This window comes from Nocardia sp. NPDC058658, assembly GCF_042716665.1.
In the GTDB taxonomy this organism is placed as follows: Bacteria; Actinomycetota; Actinomycetes; order Mycobacteriales; family Mycobacteriaceae; genus Nocardia.
Genome location: NZ_JBHXRR010000001.1, coordinates 384,838 through 403,511, shown reverse-complemented (window position 1 = coordinate 403,511; position 18,674 = coordinate 384,838). Strand labels below are relative to the sequence as shown.

Annotated in this window: 15 protein-coding genes and 1 pseudogene; 9 read left to right on the top strand and 7 right to left on the bottom strand. The window is 68.1% G+C overall.

Features of this window, described 5'->3' with window-relative positions:
* Positions 1-301: 301 nt before the first annotated feature.
* Entirely contained in the window at positions 302-2,365 is a 2,064-nt protein-coding gene (locus ACFWUP_RS01895; protein WP_379229779.1) for an AMP-binding protein, read from the top strand.
* Positions 2,366-2,401: 36 nt separating this feature from the next.
* Here ACFWUP_RS01895 and ACFWUP_RS01890 read toward each other — a convergent pair whose 3' ends face one another.
* The 3 genes from ACFWUP_RS01890 to pruA all read right to left on the bottom strand — a co-directional run bounded on the left by ACFWUP_RS01890 (position 2,402) and on the right by pruA (position 6,566).
* Positions 2,402-3,829: an amino acid permease gene (locus ACFWUP_RS01890; RefSeq protein ID WP_379229777.1), complete on the bottom strand. Its 1,428-nt coding sequence runs from the start codon at positions 3,827-3,829 to the stop codon at positions 2,402-2,404.
* A 125-nt stretch (positions 3,830-3,954) separates the two neighbouring features.
* A complete protein-coding gene (locus ACFWUP_RS01885; RefSeq protein WP_379229775.1) occupies positions 3,955-4,920 on the bottom strand; it encodes a proline dehydrogenase family protein in 966 nt (321 codons plus the stop codon).
* Positions 4,920-6,566, bottom strand: a complete 1,647-nt coding sequence (pruA, locus tag ACFWUP_RS01880) for an L-glutamate gamma-semialdehyde dehydrogenase (RefSeq protein WP_379229774.1) — start codon at positions 6,564-6,566, stop codon at positions 4,920-4,922. The genes ACFWUP_RS01885 and pruA overlap by 1 nt, the downstream gene beginning before the upstream one ends.
* Before the next feature lie 133 nt (positions 6,567-6,699).
* On the opposite strand from pruA, the gene ACFWUP_RS01875 reads away from it, so the two are divergent.
* Positions 6,700-8,301 (top strand): PucR family transcriptional regulator, encoded by a 1,602-nt coding sequence (locus ACFWUP_RS01875; RefSeq protein WP_379229772.1) that lies wholly within the window; start codon positions 6,700-6,702, stop codon positions 8,299-8,301.
* 7 nt (positions 8,302-8,308) lie between these two features.
* On the opposite strand, the gene ACFWUP_RS01870 is transcribed toward ACFWUP_RS01875, so the two are convergent.
* Positions 8,309-9,055: a VOC family protein gene (locus tag ACFWUP_RS01870; protein WP_379229770.1), complete on the bottom strand. Its 747-nt coding sequence runs from the start codon at positions 9,053-9,055 to the stop codon at positions 8,309-8,311.
* Positions 9,056-9,362: 307 nt separating this feature from the next.
* Here ACFWUP_RS01870 and ACFWUP_RS01865 point away from each other — a divergent pair, with 307 nt between their 5' ends.
* A complete protein-coding gene (locus ACFWUP_RS01865; protein ID WP_379229768.1) occupies positions 9,363-11,399 on the top strand; it encodes a CocE/NonD family hydrolase in 2,037 nt (678 codons plus the stop codon).
* A 108-nt stretch (positions 11,400-11,507) separates the two neighbouring features.
* A complete protein-coding gene (locus tag ACFWUP_RS01860; RefSeq protein WP_379230923.1) occupies positions 11,508-11,990 on the top strand; it encodes a gluconokinase in 483 nt (160 codons plus the stop codon).
* On the opposite strand, the gene ACFWUP_RS01855 is transcribed toward ACFWUP_RS01860, so the two are convergent.
* Positions 11,981-12,727 (bottom strand): M50 family metallopeptidase, encoded by a 747-nt coding sequence (locus ACFWUP_RS01855; RefSeq protein WP_379229766.1) that lies wholly within the window; start codon positions 12,725-12,727, stop codon positions 11,981-11,983. The two genes, ACFWUP_RS01860 and ACFWUP_RS01855, sit on opposite strands and share 10 nt — an antisense overlap.
* A 126-nt stretch (positions 12,728-12,853) precedes the next feature.
* On the opposite strand from ACFWUP_RS01855, the gene ACFWUP_RS01850 reads away from it, so the two are divergent.
* Positions 12,854-13,849, top strand: a complete 996-nt coding sequence (locus ACFWUP_RS01850; RefSeq protein ID WP_379229765.1) for an SMP-30/gluconolactonase/LRE family protein — start codon at positions 12,854-12,856, stop codon at positions 13,847-13,849.
* A 2-nt stretch (positions 13,850-13,851) separates the two neighbouring features.
* On the opposite strand, the gene ACFWUP_RS01845 is transcribed toward ACFWUP_RS01850, so the two are convergent.
* Entirely contained in the window at positions 13,852-14,430 is a 579-nt protein-coding gene (locus ACFWUP_RS01845; protein WP_379229763.1) for a pyridoxamine 5'-phosphate oxidase family protein, read from the bottom strand.
* 133 nt (positions 14,431-14,563) lie between these two features.
* Between ACFWUP_RS01845 and ACFWUP_RS01840 the strand changes: the two genes are divergently transcribed.
* Positions 14,564-15,391 carry an NADPH-dependent oxidoreductase gene (locus ACFWUP_RS01840; protein ID WP_379229761.1) on the top strand — a complete coding sequence of 276 codons (828 nt, stop codon included), beginning with the start codon at positions 14,564-14,566 and terminating at the stop codon, positions 15,389-15,391.
* Between the two features lie 3 nt (positions 15,392-15,394).
* Here the strand turns inward: ACFWUP_RS01840 and ACFWUP_RS01835 are convergent, their stop codons facing one another.
* A complete protein-coding gene (locus ACFWUP_RS01835; protein WP_379229760.1) occupies positions 15,395-16,387 on the bottom strand; it encodes an LLM class flavin-dependent oxidoreductase in 993 nt (330 codons plus the stop codon).
* 259 nt (positions 16,388-16,646) lie between these two features.
* On the opposite strand from ACFWUP_RS01835, the gene ACFWUP_RS01830 reads away from it, so the two are divergent.
* The 3 genes and pseudogenes from ACFWUP_RS01830 to ACFWUP_RS01820 form a co-directional block, all read left to right on the top strand.
* Positions 16,647-17,651 carry a hypothetical protein gene (locus ACFWUP_RS01830; RefSeq protein ID WP_379229758.1) on the top strand — a complete coding sequence of 335 codons (1,005 nt, stop codon included), beginning with the start codon at positions 16,647-16,649 and terminating at the stop codon, positions 17,649-17,651.
* 129 nt (positions 17,652-17,780) lie between these two features.
* Positions 17,781-18,074 (top strand): TetR/AcrR family transcriptional regulator, encoded by a 294-nt coding sequence (locus tag ACFWUP_RS01825; RefSeq protein WP_379230921.1) that lies wholly within the window; start codon positions 17,781-17,783, stop codon positions 18,072-18,074.
* Positions 17,975-18,655, top strand: a pseudogene (locus ACFWUP_RS01820) (metal-dependent hydrolase); the annotation flags it as partial. The gene ACFWUP_RS01825 and the pseudogene ACFWUP_RS01820, both read left to right, overlap by 100 nt.
* Positions 18,656-18,674: the final 19 nt, after the last annotated feature.

The following is an 18,674-nucleotide window of genomic DNA, read 5'->3' as shown; positions in this document are numbered from 1 at the left end:
TCGTCGCGCCGTGGGTCACGGCGACTCATGCAGATCGGTTCGGTACTGCCAGCAATACTTCGGCATCCCAACGGGGTGCGCAAGCAATTGGAGAGTTTCACATCTGCGATGTCGGCCGGTGTGGCCGACCGGCCAAAGTCCGGCCGAAACCGTCCACAGCCACCGGATTTGTCTGATTCTTGATGGCGGAAGGTCGCTGCCGGGTAGCGTGGCGACCCGCGGGGTGGTAACGACCGTCCCGCCCATTTTTGCCCGCCGACCAGCTGGGTCGATCAGGCCGACGGGAAGTAGAGCACGGAGTTTGGTCACCGACGTCATCGATGTCAGCGCGGATTTCACCATCGCGCGTCAAGCGTTGTGGGATGTACTACTCGATCCCCAGAGTTACCCGAGAATGTTCACCGGGATCGGCAGTTGCGAACCGGTCGAACGCCCCGACGGCGCGGTTCACTGGCAGGTGCGGGTCGGCTCGGCGAGCGGCGGCATTCGAACCCACGAGTTCGTCCTCGTCATCGGTCGCTGGTACGAGAGTTTCGAACTGCGCAGCCCGGTGCTCGGCAGCTTCGCCGCGATCCGGTTGCGCGGCGACCAGCAGCGGACCAGGCTCGACATCACCCTCTTCGCCGCCGCGCGCGTTCATCCGCTGCTCGAACAGGGCGCCAACTCGCTGGTCACCGACTGGGTGAAGGCGGGGCTGCGCCGGACCGCCGACGCGATCGCGGGCACCCGTTCCTCGGTGGTGGTCAATGCCGAACGGTCGAGGGTGCGCCGCAACGCGGGGGTGGCGCGCAGTATCGCGGCCACGGGGCTGATGCGCCCCGAACCGGTGTCGATCGTGAAACAGCTTCGCTCCCTGTCGAGGTGGGGCTTCAACCTGGCGGGCGGTTATGCGGCGGGCGCGGCTTACGCACCCGATCGGCTCGCGCTGATCGATGCGCGTGGGCAACACACCTTCGGCGAGATCGACACCCGGTCCACCATGCTGGCGGCCGCGATGTACTCGATCGGGCTGCGCAAGGGTGACGCCATCGGCCTGCTGGCACGCAATCACGCGGGCATGGTCGAAACCATGGTCGCCGCAGGCAAACTCGGCGTCGACGTGGCCCTGCTCAATGCCGGGTTGTCGGGTCGGCGGATCGAGGAGATCGTGCAGCGCCACCGGCTGAGCGCGGTCTTCGTCGACGGTGCGCTGGAAACGCTGATCCGCTACCTGCACAGCGACGTGCCGCGCTACACCACCGACGACTGTCCGCCCGACGCGGAACGCATCACGATCGACGGCCTGATCGCCCAGGCGCACAAGGACTTTCCGATCCCGTCGAATCCCGGCCGGCTGATCGTGCTCACCTCCGGCACCAGTGGTTCGCCCAAGGGCGCGCGCCGCCCACACGCGAAGGGGTTCGGCACCATCGCCGCGCTGCTCTCGCGGATCCCGCTGCGCGTCGAAGAGGTCATGCTCATTCCCGCCCCGCTGTTCCACACCTGGGGTCTGGCCGGGTTGCAGCTCAGCACCGCCCTGCGGGCCACGGTGGTGCTGACCGACGGTTTCGACGCGATGAATTGTCTGCGCGCGGTGGCCGAGCACCGGATCACCACCTTGATCGTGGTTCCCACGATGGTGGAACGCCTGCTCGAGATCCCCGACGAGGTCCGCGCGGGGCTCGACCTGTCGAGCCTGCGCTACGTGGTCAGCTGTGGTGCGCCGCTGGCCGGGGCGACCGTGCTGCGATTCCTGGACAGCTTCGGTGACATCCTCTACAACGTGTACGGCTCGACCGAGGTGTCGTGGGCCAGCGTCGCCACCCCCGACGACCTGCGGGTTTCGCCGACGACCGCGGGCCGCCCGCCGCTGGGCACCCGGGTCGCGGTGCTCGGACCCGACCTGCGTCCGGTGCCGGTCGGCTCCACCGGGCACATCTTCGTCGCCAACCACATGCTCTTCGACGGTTACGTCAACTCCGCGCCGCCGGAGGAGGCCGACGGCATGCTCGACACCGGCGACCTCGGCTACCTCGACGCGGGCGGTCGGCTGTTCGTGGCGGGCCGCGACGACGAGATGATCATCTCCGGTGGGGAGAACGTCTTCCCGCGCCCGGTCGAGGAGGCACTGGCACATCTGCCGCAGGTCGCCGAGGTGGCCGTGGTCGGCGTTCCGGACAAGGAGTTCGGTCAGCGGCTGGTCGCGTTCGTGGTGAAACGCGAAGGGGCAGGCCTGGATTCGGACATGGTGCGCAACTACGTCCGTAACCGTCTGAGTCGATTCTCGGTCCCGCGCGATGTCATGTTCCTGAGCGAGCTGCCGCGTGGGGAGACCGGCAAGGTTCTCAAGCGGGTGCTCGTGCCGGGGTCGGCGGTGAGCGAGTAGCGGCGGGCGCGACTGATTCGCGCCCGCCACTCTCGACTACTTGGTCAGCTCCGGCTTCGGCCGGTTCATCACCGAGTGCTTGCGCGAGTACAGGAAGTACACGATCAGACCGACGGCCAGCCAGCCGAGGAATCGCCACCAGGTCTCCGAGGGCAGCGACCAGATCAGGTAGGCCGAGAAACCGATGCCGATCAGCGGGATCACCGGCATCAACGGCAACTTGAACGAGCGCGGAGCGTCGGGCCTGGTGCGGCGCAACACGATCACCGAGATGCACACCACGATGAAGGCCATCAGGATGCCGATATTGGTGAGCTCGGCGACGGTGTTGATCGGGAGCACGCCGGCCAGGATCGCCGCGCCGAAGCCGACGATCCAGGTGACCCTGGTCGGCACCTTGCGGGTGGGGTGGGTCTTGGCGAACCAGATGGGCAGCAGCCCGTCGCGGCTCATCGCGAACCACACCCGGGTGACACCCAGCATGAAGGTGAGGACCACGGTGATGATGCCGACGATCGCGCCGACCGCGATGATATTGGCGACGCCCGGCATCCCGACCGACTCGAACGCGGTGGAGAAACCGCTGGTCGGGCTGATTTCGGTGTACTTCTGCATACCGGTGAGCACGAGCGTGCACAGCACGTAGAGCACCATCGCGATGGCAAGGGAGTAGATGATCGCCTTGGGCAGGTGCTTGCGTCCGTCGATGGATTCCTCGGCGGCGGTGCTCATCGCGTCATAACCGAATACGGCGAAGAACACCGTCGCCGCGCCCGTCCAGACCGCGCCGGTGCCGTACGGGAAGTAGGGGTCGTAATTGGAGCTGTCGATGTGGAACACGCCGAGCACCACGATGAGCACGACCAGCGCGACCTTGATACCGACCGCGATGGTCTCGAACCGGCCCACACTGCCGATGCCGCGCGAGAGCACCCACGCGGTGCCGAGACAGAACAGCACCGCGAACAGGTCGACCACCCGGCCGTCACCGGTATCTGGCGCACCGAGCATCCATTCCGGCAGGGTCAAGCCGACCTGGTCGAGCAGGAACCCGAAGTAGCCGGATACGCCGATCGCGACCACCGCCGCCACCGCGATGTACTCGAGCAGCAGATCCCAGCCGATGAACCAGCCCGCGAGCTCACCGAGCGAGACGTAACCGTAGGTGTAGGCCGAACCGGCTTTCGGGACCATGCCCGCGAATTCGGCGTAACACAGGGCCGCCGCGGCACTGGCCACACCGGCGATCAGGAACGAGATCAGCACCGCCGGACCGGTGACCGAGTGGGCGACCGAGCCGGCCAGGGTGAAGATGCCCGCGCCGATGATGCCGCCGACGCCGATGGCGGTGAGCTGCCAGAGCCCGAGTGATTTGGCGAGCCCCTCGTCGGCCGCAGTCTCGTCGTCGACCTCTGTCAGTGGTTTGCGGCGCAACATCTGGGTGCGCAGCTCTGCGAAAGACATTCGCGTTTCCTTCCATCGGCGTACACCGCCTCATCACGGTGGGCTCACCCGAGTACACCGCGACCGGCGAAGGCGGGCATCGAGTGTGAATAATGTTCAGCGGCAATGAGTACCGGAACAGCCGGTCATCTTCCGCGACCTCCGATCAGCGCGCGCAGGAAGAACCCCAGGTTGGCGGGCCTTTCGGCCAGTCTGCGCATGAAGTACCCGTACCACTGGTCACCGTAGGGGACATACACGCGAACATGGTTGCCCGCGGCGGCGAGTCGCTGCTGTTCGTCGGGGCGGATGCCGAACAGCATCTGGTACTCGTACTCCTCGGTCTTGCGCTGCGCCGCCTGCACACCCACTCCGGCGGCGGTGATCACCGCCGGGTCGTGCGAGGCGATCATCGGATAGCCCGCGCCCGCGGTGAGAATCCCGAGGCAGCGCATGTAGGACGCGTCGACCTCGGCCTTGTCGCGGTAAGCGACCGACTCGGGTTCGTCATAGGCGCCCTTGCACAACCTGATTCGCGACCCCGGCCCCGCCATCGCGCGGCAGTCGTCCTCGGTGCGGCGCAGGTAGGCCTGCAAGACGGTGCCCAGCCATGGGTAGTCCGCGCGCAGCTCGCGCACGATCGACAGTGTCGAGTCGGTGGTGGTGTGGTCCTCGGCGTCGACGGTGACCCACACGCCCGCGGCCTCGGCGGCGGCGCAGATCTGGCGGGCGTGTTCGCGGGCGATCGCGTGACCGTCGCTGGGCAGTGCCTGCCCGAGTGCGGAGAATTTCACCGAAACCTCCAGTGGCCGAACAGCTCCCGTCGCCACGTCGGACTGGGGGAGGGTGCCGAGCGCGGCGATCAGAGTTCGGTACTGCGCGACGGTTGCCTCGGCGTCGGCCAGGTCGGTGGTGTCCTCACCCAGATAGTCGATGCTGACGAAACGTCCTGTGCGCAGCAGGGTTTCGGTGGCCCGCACGGCTTGTTCGGTGGTGGTGCCCGCGACGAAGCGGGCCACCACCGCCCGGCTGATCGGCAGCCTGGTGATGGTGCGTTCCAGCCTCGGTGAGCGCGCGGCGGCGAGCATGGTCGAACGCAGCAGCGCCGACATCAGTCCACCTCCGGTGTCTGGTGCGGGTAGCGGTGGTCGGTGGGCGGCACGAAGGTCTCCTTGATCGTGCGCGCCGACGTCCAGCGCAGCAGGTTCTGCGGCGAACCGGCCTTGTCGTTGGTCCCGGACGCGCGTGCGCCGCCGAAGGGCTGCTGGCCGACGACGGCACCGGAGGGCTTGTCGTTGATGTAGAAATTGCCCGCGGCGAAGGTGAGTCGGTCGGTTGCCTCGGCGATCGCGGTGCGGTCCTGGGCGATGATCGAGCCGGTGAGGCCGTAGGGGCTGCCGCTGTCGACGAGGTCCATGGCGTCGGCGAAGGCGGTCGGGGTGCTGTCGTCGTAGACGTGCACCGCCAGGATCGGGCCGAAGTACTCGGTACTGAAGATCTCATCGGCCGGATCGTCACCGACCACGATCGTCGGATCGACGAACCAGCCCACACTGTCATCGCTGTGTCCGCCCGCCACCACGGTCAGGCCCGGCGTCGCCTTGGCCCGCTCGAGCGCGGCGGTATTGCGTTCGAAGGCGCGTCGATCGATCAGTGCCCCACCGAAATTGGTGAAGTCGGTGACATCGCCGTAGCGCAGGTTCGAGGTTCGTTCGATCAGGTCGTCCGACATCGTCGCCCACACCGACCGCGGAATGAACGCGCGTGAGGCGGCCGAACATTTCTGGCCCTGGTAGTCGAACGCGCCGCGCACCAGCGCGGTGGTGAGCACCGCCGGATCGGCCGACGGATGCGCCAGCACGAAGTCCTTGCCGCCGGTCTCACCGACCAGTCGCGGATACGTGCGGTACCCGTCCAGGCGCTGCGCCACCTCCCGCCACAGGTGCTGGAAAGTGGCCGTCGACCCGGTGAAGTGCACACCCGCCAGCCGCGAATCGGCAAGCACCACATCGGAGATGACCGGTCCCGGCCCGTTGACCAGGTTGATCACCCCGGGCGGCAGTCCCGCGGCTTCGAGCAGTTGCATCGTCAGGTAGGCCGCCACCGCCTGGCTCCTGGCCGGCTTCCACACCACGGTGTTGCCCATCAGCGCGGGCGCGGTGGGCAGGTTGCCCGCGATCGCGGTGAAGTTGAACGGGGTCACCGCGTAGACGAACCCCTCCAGCGAGCGGTACTGCATCCGGTTCCACACACCCGGCGACGAGATCGGCTGTCCGGCAAGGATTTCGCGGGCGAACGAGACATTGAACCGCCAGAAGTCGATCAGCTCGCACGGTGCGTCGATCTCGGCCTGATAGGCCGACTTCGACTGCCCGAGCATCGTCGCGGCCGCGATCTTCTCCCGCCACGGTCCGGAAAGGAGGTCGGCGGCGCGCAGAAAGATCGCGGCCCGATCGTCGAACGCCATCGCCTGCCAGGTGGGCGCCGCGGCACAGGCGGCCTCGACCGCGGCTGCCGTTTCGGCGGTACTCGCATCGCGCAGGGTGCCGAGCACGGCGGCGTGGCGGTGCGGTTGCACCACGTCGAAGGCGGGGCCGTCGCCGGGCAGATGGCGACCGCCGATCACGTGGGCGATCTCGGTGGGGGAGTCGGACAGCTCAGCGAGCGCGGTCTGCAGGCGACGGCGTTCGGGGCTGCCCGGAGCGAAGGTGCCGACGGGTTCGTTGACCGGCGGCGGGGTGGTCGCGATGGCGTCCATGGGTGCGGCTCCTGCGTCGTGACGGATAGCGGGATGTGACGTAGTCAACACCTGTTCGCAGGGGCGATAATCATCTGATCGGACGAAGATGTGATCGATACTTTGTCCGATCGGCCAACAGTGGAGGTGCTCGATGTCCGACGGGAACACGACGTTGCGCGAGTTGCTGGCCGCCCTCGACCACACCGTCGCCACCCTCGTCGACGCGCCCGCGGGCCGCGAGGTTGCGGTGCGGACAGTGGTCCTGGCCGAGCCCGCTGACCTGCCCGAACACCGCGACGGGGACGGCGCGGTGTTCCTGCTGGTCGGTGTCGACGCCGCCGCCACCGCTGGATGGTTGCGCGAGGTCGGCGAGCGCGACCCCGGGCAGCGGCCGCGCGTGCTGATGACCAAGAGCGCCAACGACTCGCCCGCCGTGCGCGCCGCTGCCCATGCCGCCGGCATCGCGCTGGTGCATGTTCACCGGCAGGCACGCTGGGACCAGGTGTTCTCGCTGATCCGCCGGATGCTGGCCCGCTCGCCGGGACAGCGCGCGGCCTCCGACGAACTCGCCCCCGACACCGACCTGTTCGGGCTGGCTCAGGTGCTGGCCAGGGAAACCGGCGGCATGGTCTCGATCGAGGACCCGCAGTCGCGCGTGCTCGCGTATTCGGCCTCGGACGCGTCGGCCGACCGGCTGCGCATCCAGTCCATCCTCGGCCGGGAAGGCCCGAGCGACTACCTGCGGATTCTGCGCGAGTGGGGTGTGTTCGACCGGGTGCGCGGCAGTGACGAGGTCGTCGACGTGCCCGAACATCCCGAGCTCGACATCCGGCGCCGGCTGGTCGTCGGCATCCGCCGCGGCGCCGACGGTGCGCAAGCCCGCATGCTCGGAACCATCTGGTTGCAGCAGGGCGCCGGACCGCTTCGGCCCGATGCGGCACAGGTGTTGCGTGGTGCGTCGGCGGTGGCGGCCAGGATCATCGCGCGACGGATGGACGCGCCCTCGACCGAAGCCGTGCTCGTGCGCAGGCTGTTCGGCGCGCACGGCGACGGCGTCGACGTGCCCTCGGTCGCCGCCGCACTGAACCTGGCGACCACCGGTCCCGCCGCCGTGATCGGCTTCGCGCCGGTCGGTTCCGCCGCCGATCTGGCCTCGTCGAGTGGCTTGATCCGCTTGCACGCCAGTGCTTTTCGTGACGACTCGGTCACGGAGTCGATCGGCGAGCGGGTCTATGTGCTGCTGCCGGGCTACCACTCCGAGCGCGGCGTCGGCTCCTGGGTGCGCAAGCTGGTCACCCAGCTCGAGCAGACCCGCGCACTGGTGGTGCGGGCCGCGATCGCCGTGCCCGTCGCCGGCCTGACCGCGGTCGCGGGGGCGCGCGCCGAGGTCGACCGCGTGCTCGACAGCCCGATCGCCGACCCGTCGGGCAGCCGGGTCGCCACCCTCGCCGACGCCAGGACCGCGGTCCTGCTGGCCGAGATCATGGCGTTGATCCGCGACCACCCGCGCCTGCACGACCCGCGCCTGACCGCACTCGACGACTACGACCGGACCCACGCCACCGACCTGCGCACATCGGTCCAGGCGTACCTGCGCGCGCACGGTGAGGTGCGCGTCGCCGCGGACACGTTGCGCGTGCACCCGAACACCCTGCGCTACCGGCTGCGGCGGGTGGAGTCGGTCCTCGGAATCGACCTGAACGATCCCGAGGACCGACTGCTCCTCGATATCCAGCTGGCCGCGCAGCGCTGACGCGGTCTCAGGAACCGGTGGGCACCTCCCCGACCGCCTCGGCCGGATCGATCACGCCGAACACCTCACCCTGGGGCGCCTGCAGGATCCCCATCCGGCCGAACGGGCTGTCGTCGGGACCCATGATCACCGAGGCGCCCAGCTCGGTGGCCTTGGCCAGGGCTTTGTCGGTGCCGTCGACCTGGATCCAGGTGAGCCAGTAGGGCGGGGTGTTCAGGGCTGAGGCGTCCATCATGCCGCCGCCGTCGTTGTCGGCACCGGGCAGCGCGAAGGTCGAGTAGGTGAGGTTCACCCCGTCGCCGATCTCTTTGTACTGCCAGCCGAAAACCGTGTTGTAGAACTCGTGCGCCTGGTCGTAGGCGGGGGTGTGCAGTTCGTTCCAGTAGTAGGCACCGTTCTGGTTGAATACCCCGCAACCATTGTGCGCCTTGGCTTCCCACACACCGAACACACCGCCTGCGGGGTCGGCCGCGATGAACATGCGCCCCACATCGAGCACGTCGAACGGTGGCATGAACACCTGCCCGCCCGCGGTGCCCACGCGTTCGGCGATCTCGTCGGCGCTTTCCGCGGCGAAATACGTCGTCCACACCGACGGCATGTCGCCCATACCTTCGGGTTTAGGCCCGATGCCCGCCGCCGGTCGGCCATCGAGGGTGGCCATGAGATACCCGCCTGCTTCGGCGGGGCCGTCCTGGACTTCCCAACTGAACAGCGTGCTGTAGAAATCGCGGGCGGCGGTGGTGTCGTCCACCTGACAGTCGATCCAGCAGGGAGTTCCCTGCGGCCAAGCTTCGTCGCGTGTCGGCATTGTTGAACGTCCTCCTCGGCGATGGATAAGAGACCGGCCCCAATCGCACCGGCATGAACTGCAGTCAACCACCAGGCACTGACAAGAAAGAGGAGCCCAATATCGCGCTGAACTGGAACAACGCGTGTTCACAGCGACAGTCCGAGCGGGCCGACGCTGGCCTGCTCAACTCGTTGCCGTTGTTACAGTTTCCGCGCCGATCGTGCGGTGGCTTGGTCAACGGTGGAGACGAACCGGTCGGGAGCGATTCATGGGTAAAAGTTCGGAACGCGGGTTCGTCCGGATGCTGGTGACGATCCTCGCGGTGGTCGTGGTGCTCGGCTGCGGTGGTGGGCCCGCCGGTGGGCAGCCCCCGGACGCACCGGCCGCGAAGTGGACCGCACTACACGACGGGCCGGGCGCCTATCCCGAGGTGCGGGTGGAACGCGGGGTGCAGCTCACGATGAGTGACGGTGTCGTCCTCAAGGCCGACGTCTACCGCCCCGCCGACGCCGCGGGCGTGATCGAGCAGAAGCCGCTGCCGGTGATCGTCAGCCTGACCCCGTATTCGAAACTCATGACCGGCCTGATCGAATCGGCCGCCGCGACTCCGGGCCTGCAGTCCACCGCCGTCGACATCGTGCGCAGGCTGAACCTGTCCACCACCCCGATCAGCGGTTTCGGTGACCTCATGCAGGCTTTGGACGGCGGCATGATCCAGACCATGCTCGGCGTCGACCGCAAACTCGTCAGCGCCGGCTACACCGTCGTCGTGGCCGATGTGCGCGGAACCGGTCTGTCACAGGGCAAATGGGACACCCTCGGTGTGCGCGAACAGCTCGACACCCGCGAAGTGATCGACTGGGCGGCGCGTCAGCCGTGGTCGAACGGGCGGATCGGGATGAGCGGCGGTTCCTATTCGGGGATCAACCAGTTGCGTGCCGCCGAGAACGCCCCGCCCGCACTGCAGGCGATCTTCCCGGTCGAACCCGGCAGCGACCTCATGCGTGACGTGGTCGCCCCCGGCGGCGGCGTCGGCACCACCTTCCTTCCGCTGTGGCTGAACTCGGTCAACCAGCTCAAACTCGTCCCCGACGTGGCCTCGATGGTCGATGGCACCTTCGACTGGACCTGGTTCAACGATCGACTCGCCGACCCCACCACCAACTTCGACCTGTTGGCTCAGTCACTGCTCACGCCGTCGCTGTCGAACATGCCGCCCGCCCTCGACGGCGCACTCGACGACACCTCCGCCTTCCGTGAGGCGATCATGGGCCACCCCGAGAACGTCACCGTGCCGACCTTCGTCTACGGCGGCTGGCACGACATCTTCGCCAACAGCGCCACCAAACTCTACGAACAGATCCCGCTGCCCGCCGGCCGCAAGCAGCTCATCGTCGGCGACACCTATCACGCCAATCCCGGTGCGGGAACCGGAGTTCCGGGCGCACCGCCGCGCCTGGACGTACTGCAGCGAGCTTGGTTCGACAAGTGGCTCAAGGACATCGACAGCGGCATCGAGGGATTCGGGCCTGTCACCGTGAAACAGCAAGGCGGCAGCTGGATCACCCTGCGGGAGTTCCCGCAGCCGGGCGTCACGCACCGTCGGGTCTACCTGTCCGCCGCGCCCAGCGGCAGCACCGAGGACAGCCTGCACGACGGCTCGCTGCGCGCCACCGCACCGACGACGACGGAAAAGCTCACCGTCGCACCGGGTGTGAACCAGGTCTGCTCGCGCGACGCGGCACAGGGTGCGGCAGGCATGACAGCCGCCTTCGACGCCTGTGCGAAGGACTCCCGCATCGCCGAACGCAACGGCCTCACCTTCACCAGCGCGCCACTGACCGAGCAGACGGTCATCTCGGGCCCGATCAACGTGCGGCTCAACACGATCCACGACGCCACCGACGGATTCTGGAACGTCACCGTCAACGACGTGTCGCCCGACGGAACCTCCACCGTCCTCACCACCGGCCAGCTCACCTCCTCGATGCGGGCCGTCGACGAACGCCGCAGCGCGCGCTCGATCAACGGCGACTTCACCGCGCCCTTCAACCCGCTCACCGTCGACCGGCTGCTCCCGGTGGACCCCGGCGTTCCCATCGACATCGACGTCGCGGTCATCCCGACCCAGGCCGTCCTGGCACCCGGACACCGGCTGCGCATCGACGTGTTCGCGGGCAACGCGCCCAAAGCGCTCCCGTTCCGCCCGATGCTCAACGCCAGCGGCCTCGAGCCCCAGCACCTGCGGCTGGACCCCGCGTCGCCGAGTTTCGTCAACCTGCCCACCGACCGCCCGATTCCCTGATCGACGCCGGGGGAGTCGCCGCCGCCGCTACCCTCGATCGAGCAGGCACGCTGTGCAGACGTTTTTCCGGACGAGGAGGTCGCTGTGGTCGAACCTGTCATCGTGGTGATGGGGGTGTCGGGGTGTGGGAAGACGACGGTCGGCGCGCTGACCGCCGATCGCCTGGAAGTCCCGTACGCCGAAGGTGACGACTTCCATCCGGTGGCCAACATCGAGAAAATGGCCTCGGGCACCCCGCTCACCGACGAGGATCGCTGGCCCTGGCTCGACACCGTCGGCGGCTGGCTCGCCGAACACCACGACACCGGCGGCGTGGCCACCTGCTCGGCGCTGCGCCGCGTCTACCGTGACCGTCTGCGCGCGATGGCGCCGGAAACCTACTTCGTGTACCTGGGCGCCACCCGCGACGAACTGCTGCGCCGGATGACCGGACGCCTCGGCCACTTCATGCCGACGGTGCTCCTCGATTCCCAGCTCGACACCCTCGAACCGCTACAACCGGACGAACCCGGCGTCACGCTCAACGCGCTGCAGCCGCCGAGCGTGCTCGTCACCGAGGCCGTCGACGCCTGGATCGCCGATCACCGCTGAAGCAGCGGATGCAGCTGCTCCACCGGCGCCAGCATCAACATCGCACCCACCACCAGCGCCGCCAGGCAGATCGCCGCGAAGAACAGCACCCACAGCACCGCGGGTAGATGGGTCAACCGGGCCAGCTGGTCGGCGTCGGAATCGGTGCGCCCCGGCTGCCTGCGCCGACCACGTTGCAGTTCGAAAACCGGCCGCACCGCCGCGGCCAGCAGGAACCACGCCGCCAGATACGCGAACGCGGCCTGCAACAGATCGCTGCCGAACCACGACACCCCGAACACCAGCGCGCCGAGCACCAGCACGGTGAGCAGTCCGTACATATTGCGCACCTTGATCAGCACCGCGGCCAACATCAACAGCGTCGCCCACAGCATCACCGTCACCCGGCCGGTGCCGAGCAGCGCTGCATAACCGAGGCCGAGCAGCGCCGGTGCGGGATAGCCGGCGGCCGCGGTGAGAATCATGCCGGGACCGGTGGGTTTGCCGCTCGACACGGTCAGCCCCGAGGTATCGGTGTGCAGGGTGATCGCGTGCAGCCTGCGTCCGGTGAGCAGTGCGATCAACGCGTGCCCGCCCTCGTGCGCCACGGTCACCGCGGCCCTGGTCAGCCGCCATAACGGGCGATATCCGACGAGGATCAACGCCACCGCCGCGGTGGCGAGCACCAACCACCAGGCGGGGGCGGGTTGCGGTGCGAGGAGACGGTCGAGCAGCGTGCTTGCGGATCCGGTGTTCACCGTCGCACTTTAGCCGTGCGCGGCGCCTGCCGTGGCACCTGCGGGTTGTCGCTCGAACAGAACCATTGCGGCACCGGCGTTTTCGACAGACACCCGTTGGCGACGCTCGTCGTGATAGCAATGGGCATGCCGATGCGCCCTCACCGCTGGACCCCGCCCCGCCCCACCGCTCGTGCGCGGCAGACCCACAGCGATCCGCCGATGCCGCCGCTCCGCTTGTTGCCGCTGCCGGGCAACGGCCCGGAGGACGTCGTCGTGCTGCCCGACGGCCGGATCGTCACCGGGACAGACGACGGTGCGATCTGGCGCGTCGACCCGGCGAGCGGCATGGTCGAGCGGATTGCTGATGCGGGTGGGCGGCCACTGGGCCTGCACGCCGATGCCGAAGGTTCCCTGCTGATCTGTGTGGCGGGTCGGGGCATCGTTCGGCTGGCCGAGGCGGGCGGTGAATTGGAAGTCGTCGTCGGTGAACTCGACGGCGAGCCGATCGCCTTCCCCAGCAACGTGATTCGCGACGACGACGGCACGATCTATTTCACGATCTCGACCCGGCGATGGCCGTTCGAGGAGTGGATGACCGACATTCTCGAGCATTCCGGCAGCGGGCAACTGATCCGCCGTGGCCCGGACGGACACCTCGAAGTGCTCATCGACGGCCTCCAATTCGCCAACGGCGTGGTGCTCGCTCCGGACCGATCCTGCCTGCTGGTCGCCGAGACCGGCGCCTACCGGATCACGCGGTACTGGCTCACCGGCCCGCGCGCCGGCACCACCGACTACGTCGCCGAGAACCTGCCCGGCTCACCCGACAACATGCTGATCGGCAGCGACGGACTGGTCTGGGTCGGCATCGTCGCGCCACGTAACCCGTTGCTGGACATGCTGTTCCCGCTCCCGGGCATCGTGCGACGCATCGTCGACGCCCTGCCCGACATCCTGACGCCCGCGCCCGCCCGCTCGGTCTGGGTGCTCGCACTCGACTTCGACGGCACCATCGTCCACGACCTGCAGCGCGAGGGCACCGACTACGCGCTGGTCACCGCCGTCGCCGAACACAACGGCACCCTTTATCTCGGCAGCCTGTCCGAACCTGCGATCGCGGTGACCAGGGTGCCGACCTGAGGTCAGCCCCGAACGCTGGACGGCACCGGATGATCCGATTCCAGCGCGGGGAGCCCGTCGATGCTGGTGGAGTTGTCGCCGGCGATGCGACGGGCAAAATCGTCGTCGGTGCGGCGAGCGTGGGCGTCGTCGAGGATGGAGCGCTCCTCGACGAGGTCCATCTTGGGCACCGACCAGCCGCACGAGTCGGCGATCCGATCCACCGAAACCACCACCACCGCACGGATTCCTGGGTGCCCGGTGCCGAAAAGCGCACGCAGCGTGTCGAATTCTGCGGAGTCGGGGCGAACGACGCGCCCGGCGCCGAAGAGTCGCAGGATCCGGGTGGTGCGGGTGAACGAGCAGAACATCACGGTGATCCGGCCGTTCTCGCGCAGGTGCGCGATCGTCTCGGAGCCGCTGCCGAACAGATCGAGATAGGCGACAGTGTGGTCGTCGAGCACGGCGAAGGTGTCGCGATAACCCTTCGGGGAGACGTTGACGTGGCCGCCGACCGAGGGCGCGGTGCCGATGAAGAACATCGGCTGGTCGGTGATGAAGGCCCGTAACTTGTCGTCGATCCGGTCGAAAACCTTGCCCATGCCGCACTCTCTCGTCCCACCGGTCGGCAGGCTCCCCGCCTCACTGTATCGACGGGCCGACCCGAGTCGCGGTTCGGTTCATGGTGAGATTTACCGCAGACGGCGACGGCACGCAGCGGCGACGATGTCACCCATGACCCAGACCGCGCCGAGTCCCGTCCACCCCGTGCAGCAGCGCTACGCCGATCCGTCCTCCGAGATTCCCGTCGAGTGGAATCCGGTGCTCGAGGTGTTGCACGCGCACAAATCGGTCCGCCGCTATCTCCCGGATCCGGTGTCGCCCAGCACTGTTCGGCTGTTGGTGTCGGCCGCGCAATCCGCGGCGACATCGTCGAACCTGCAGGTCTGGAGTGTGATCGAGGTGCGTGACCCGGCGCGCCGGGCCAGGTTGGCCGCGATCGCCGGTGGTCAGGCGCATATCGAGCAGGCGCCGGTGCTGCTGGTCTGGACGGCCGACTTCGCCCGGGTTCGTCAGCTCGCCGACGACCACGGCGCACCCTTGGACGGCGCCGACTATCTCGAATCCAGCTACGTCGGATTCGTCGACGCCGCGCTCGCCGCACAGAACGCGGTGGTCGCCGCGGAATCGCTCGGCCTCGGCACGGTGTACATCGGCGCGCTGCGCAACGACCCGGAAGCCGTTGCGGCCGAACTGAATCTGCCCGATCACGTCTTCGCCGTCTTCGGTCTGGTGGTCGGCCACCCCGACCCGGCGGAGGGCACCAGGGTCAAGCCGCGCCTACCGCAGGCGGCGGTCCTGCACCAGGAGACCTACGACCTGGCTGTTCAGCGCCAGCCGGTCGCCGAATACGAACAGCGGATCGGTGAGATCTACACCGACCAGGGCTTGCCGTTCTCGTGGACCGAGCGCACCCTGGCCCGGCTGGCTTCCAAAGCCTCGCTCAACGGCCGCCACCGTCTGCGAGAGTCCTTGGTCGCCAGGGGATTCCGGCTGCGCTGACGGTCAGCCGTTGATCGCCTTCTTCGTGAGATCGAGCGAGCGGATGCGGGCATCGAGGTCGTAGACGAGGGTGTTGAGCATGAGCTCGTCGGGGGAGGTGGCGTCGAGTAGTTGCGCCGCCTGTTCCCGCACGGTCTCCGGCGACCCCTGCAATTGCCCGGCCCGGCGCTGCTGCGCGAAGTGACGTTCGGCATCGGTGCCGGGAAAGCCAGCGGCTTGCTCGGGGGTGGCCAGCGCTTGGGGGCGCCCGGAACGCAGGTTCGCGAAGGCGAGGTCGCGGGGTGCGGCGAGCCGATCGGCCTCGGCATCGGTGTCGGCACACAACGCCGACGCGGCCACGATCGTGTACGGCTCACTCAGCGTCGGCGACGGGCGGAAGTTGTCGCGATAGAGCGTCAGCGCGGCGACGGTGTTGTCCGGCGCGATGTGATGCGCGAACGCGAACGGCAGACCGAGCGCGGCAGCCACCTGCGCGCTGTAACCACTGGAACCGAGCAACCACACTTCCGGTTCCGCGCCGAGACCAGGGCTTGCCACGATCCCGTTCGGGTCGGCGCCACGGAAGAACCCGATCAGCGCGGTGAGCTCCTGGGGAAACGCGTCCCCGCCGAGTCCTTCGGCACTGCGGCGCAGCGCACGCGCGGTCACTGGATCGGTGCCGGGCGCGCGGCCGATCCCGAGATCGATCCGTCCGGGATGCAGCGACTCCAGGGTGCCGAACTGCTCGGCCACCACCAGCGGCGGATGATTCGGCAACATCACCCCGCCGGAACCGACCCGGATCGTCGAGGTGGACGCGGCCAGATGCGCCAGCACCACCGCGGGCGCCGCGCTCGCGATGCCCGGCATATTGTGGTGCTCGGCCACCCAGAATCGGCGAAAGCCCTGCTCCTCGGCGTGCTGGGCGAAGCGGGTGGTGGCGTGCAGCGCGTCACCCGCCGTCGCATCGGACTGCACCGGTGCCAGATCAAGAACCGACAATGTGACGGCGCTCATGAGCCTCCTCGACTGTGTGTTGCCCCTATGGAGGCCAACCCGTGCCCGGCCGCCGGTATTTCCTCGCACCCGCGGTGGTGACATCAGCCACGGTTGATCAAAGCGAACTCGCCTGCCCCACCAGGGGGCGTCGTCGCCCCGTTTGCTGGAAAGCCGCTGGCAGACAAGCATTTTCTGTCATACCCCAGCGGTATCGTCGAAAGGGTCACAGAACCAGCCCGGCGCGACGGTGGCCGGGGTGCGAGAACGGGGGCACATGATGAGTGACGAAGACCGCGGCGATCTGCGGCCGCCACGCCAGCACGGAACCACCTGGCGCGAATCCGAGTACCGAATACTGGCCGACGACCTGCGCGCGGGCGCCGACCTGGCCCGTACGGCCCACACGGTCGGGCGCACCGAATCGGCGGTGCGCGCCGCTCTGCGCCACTTCGTGCCACCCGAGGAACGGGTCCCGACCGCCGACCGTGAACGCTGGATCCGCGCCCGCCTGGTCGCCGAACCGGACTGGAACTGGTGGGCCGTGGTGGTGGAAAACCACCGGCGCACCCGCAGCGGCCTGTGGTTCACTCGCCACGAACACTGCGCCCGCATCGGCTGGCGTCGCCGCACCCCCATGCCCGCACTCGCGCAGGAACTGGCCACTTCGGAACTGTCGGTCGCCGAGTTGCTGCGCTCACTCGGCTTGGTCGAGAGCATCGAGGAAGCCGCCGACCACCTCGGCGCCACCCCCGGCCTCGCCCTGGCCAAACGCGTCACCGCCCGCCGCGACGAAGCCGTCGGCGCCCGCTGGATCCTCGTCGTCGACGGCGCCGCGGGCACCACCCGCACCCGCAACGCCCCGGTCCGCCGACAGATATCCCTGCACGAAACCCGCGCCGCCGCCGAAGCCGAACGCGACCGAATCCTGTCCTGGCACACCAGAATCGGCCCCGACGACCCCGAAGCCCAGGTCTGGTGGACCATCGCCGAACGCGGCCTCGGCGCCACCGTCGGCCACACCCGCTCCGGCACCCTCGACCCCACCTCCACCCGAGGCCGAATCCGCGCCGAAGCCCTCACCGTCGGCGACATCATCCGCGTCCCGGTCCCCGACGGCGGCTACCTCCAAGACCGCATCACCGCAATCACCCACCCCGCCCCAGGCGCCCCGATCACCGTCGACCTGGCACCAGTGGCCAACTCCCGAGTCCGCCGCGTCGTCGAATTCACCCCAGATGAGGTCGTCGATGTAGTCCGCCGAGCGGAACAACACTCGGCCTAGAGGTGGGCGGCCACCGAACCCGAACACGTCGGCCGCACACCATCAGCCCGCTGACCAGTCCGTTTGTTCTACGAGAGGATTAGGAAGAAACCGGATCTGTTTCCGGTTAGTTGTGTCATTCTCGATGGCGTGACAGGGCAGAGGACGCGACGGACCCAGGTCGAACGACGCGAGGAGACCCGGCGGATATTGCTCGACGCGGCGTTCGACGCACTGGTGGAGTTCGGTTTCCGCGGGACGACCACGAGCGAGGTCGCGCATCGGGCCGGCGTTTCCCTGGGCGCCCTGCTGCACCATTTTCCGACGAAGGCCGAGTTGCTCACCGCCGATATGCGGACTCGATCACCGATCCCGAACTCGCGCAGCAGGTTCGCGGCTTCATCGGTCAGGAGATCACGCACGGCAGGGAGCATCGGGAGCTGAACGAGCGACTCCAGCAGATGGGCTATCCCACTCGCAGGGAGGAGCGCGCCACCCGGTGGGTCCTGCACGCTTACGAACGGCTGCTCTCGCCGCTGACGTGTTTGGCGATCACCGCCGCGCTGGAACATTTCACCGCGGTGTTCGCCGAGACTCTCCTCCAAGACGAGAAGGCCCAGGAACTGCTCGGCTCGACCGAGGTTCGCTCGATGCTGCTGTGGCACGCGGTCGAGGAATCAGAACATCGGGCGGTCGCCTTCGATGTCTATCGCAGCGTCGGCGGCGCGGAATTTCGCAGAATCGCGGCGATGTGCGCGATCCTCGTCCTGTTCGGCACGAGCATCGCAGTGAATTCCACCGTGTCGCTGCTCGGCGACCGCGCGACCCGCAACCCGGTCCGACTGGCCAAAAGCATTGCGGCGATACGGCATACGCCCTTCGTGTCCCGAACGGTCCGGCGTCGAGTGCGGGACTACCTGAAACCGGGCTTCCATCCCGACGACGTCGACAACAGCGCACTACTCGAACACTGGACCACCGAGCTTTTCGGTACCAACGGCTCCCTGACCGACCACCTGCACTGACGGGAGCCTGCCGGGTGGC

Coding starts and splice junctions, on each gene's coding strand:
- ACFWUP_RS01890 (WP_379229777.1), bottom strand. CDS start 3,829: ATGTCTTTCGCAGAGCTGCGCACCCAGATGTTGCGCCGCAAACCACTG.
- ACFWUP_RS01885 (WP_379229775.1), bottom strand. CDS start 4,920: ATGTCGGCGCTGCTGCGTTCGACCATGCTCGCCGCCGCGCGCTCACCG.
- pruA (WP_379229774.1), bottom strand. CDS start 6,566: ATGGACGCCATCGCGACCACCCCGCCGCCGGTCAACGAACCCGTCGGC.
- ACFWUP_RS01875 (WP_379229772.1), top strand. CDS start 6,700: ATGTCCGACGGGAACACGACGTTGCGCGAGTTGCTGGCCGCCCTCGAC.
- ACFWUP_RS01865 (WP_379229768.1), top strand. CDS start 9,363: ATGGGTAAAAGTTCGGAACGCGGGTTCGTCCGGATGCTGGTGACGATC.
- ACFWUP_RS01860 (WP_379230923.1), top strand. CDS start 11,508: ATGGGGGTGTCGGGGTGTGGGAAGACGACGGTCGGCGCGCTGACCGCC.
- ACFWUP_RS01850 (WP_379229765.1), top strand. CDS start 12,854: ATGCCGATGCGCCCTCACCGCTGGACCCCGCCCCGCCCCACCGCTCGT.
- ACFWUP_RS01845 (WP_379229763.1), bottom strand. CDS start 14,430: ATGGGCAAGGTTTTCGACCGGATCGACGACAAGTTACGGGCCTTCATC.
- ACFWUP_RS01840 (WP_379229761.1), top strand. CDS start 14,564: ATGACCCAGACCGCGCCGAGTCCCGTCCACCCCGTGCAGCAGCGCTAC.
- ACFWUP_RS01835 (WP_379229760.1), bottom strand. CDS start 16,387: ATGAGCGCCGTCACATTGTCGGTTCTTGATCTGGCACCGGTGCAGTCC.
- ACFWUP_RS01830 (WP_379229758.1), top strand. CDS start 16,647: ATGAGTGACGAAGACCGCGGCGATCTGCGGCCGCCACGCCAGCACGGA.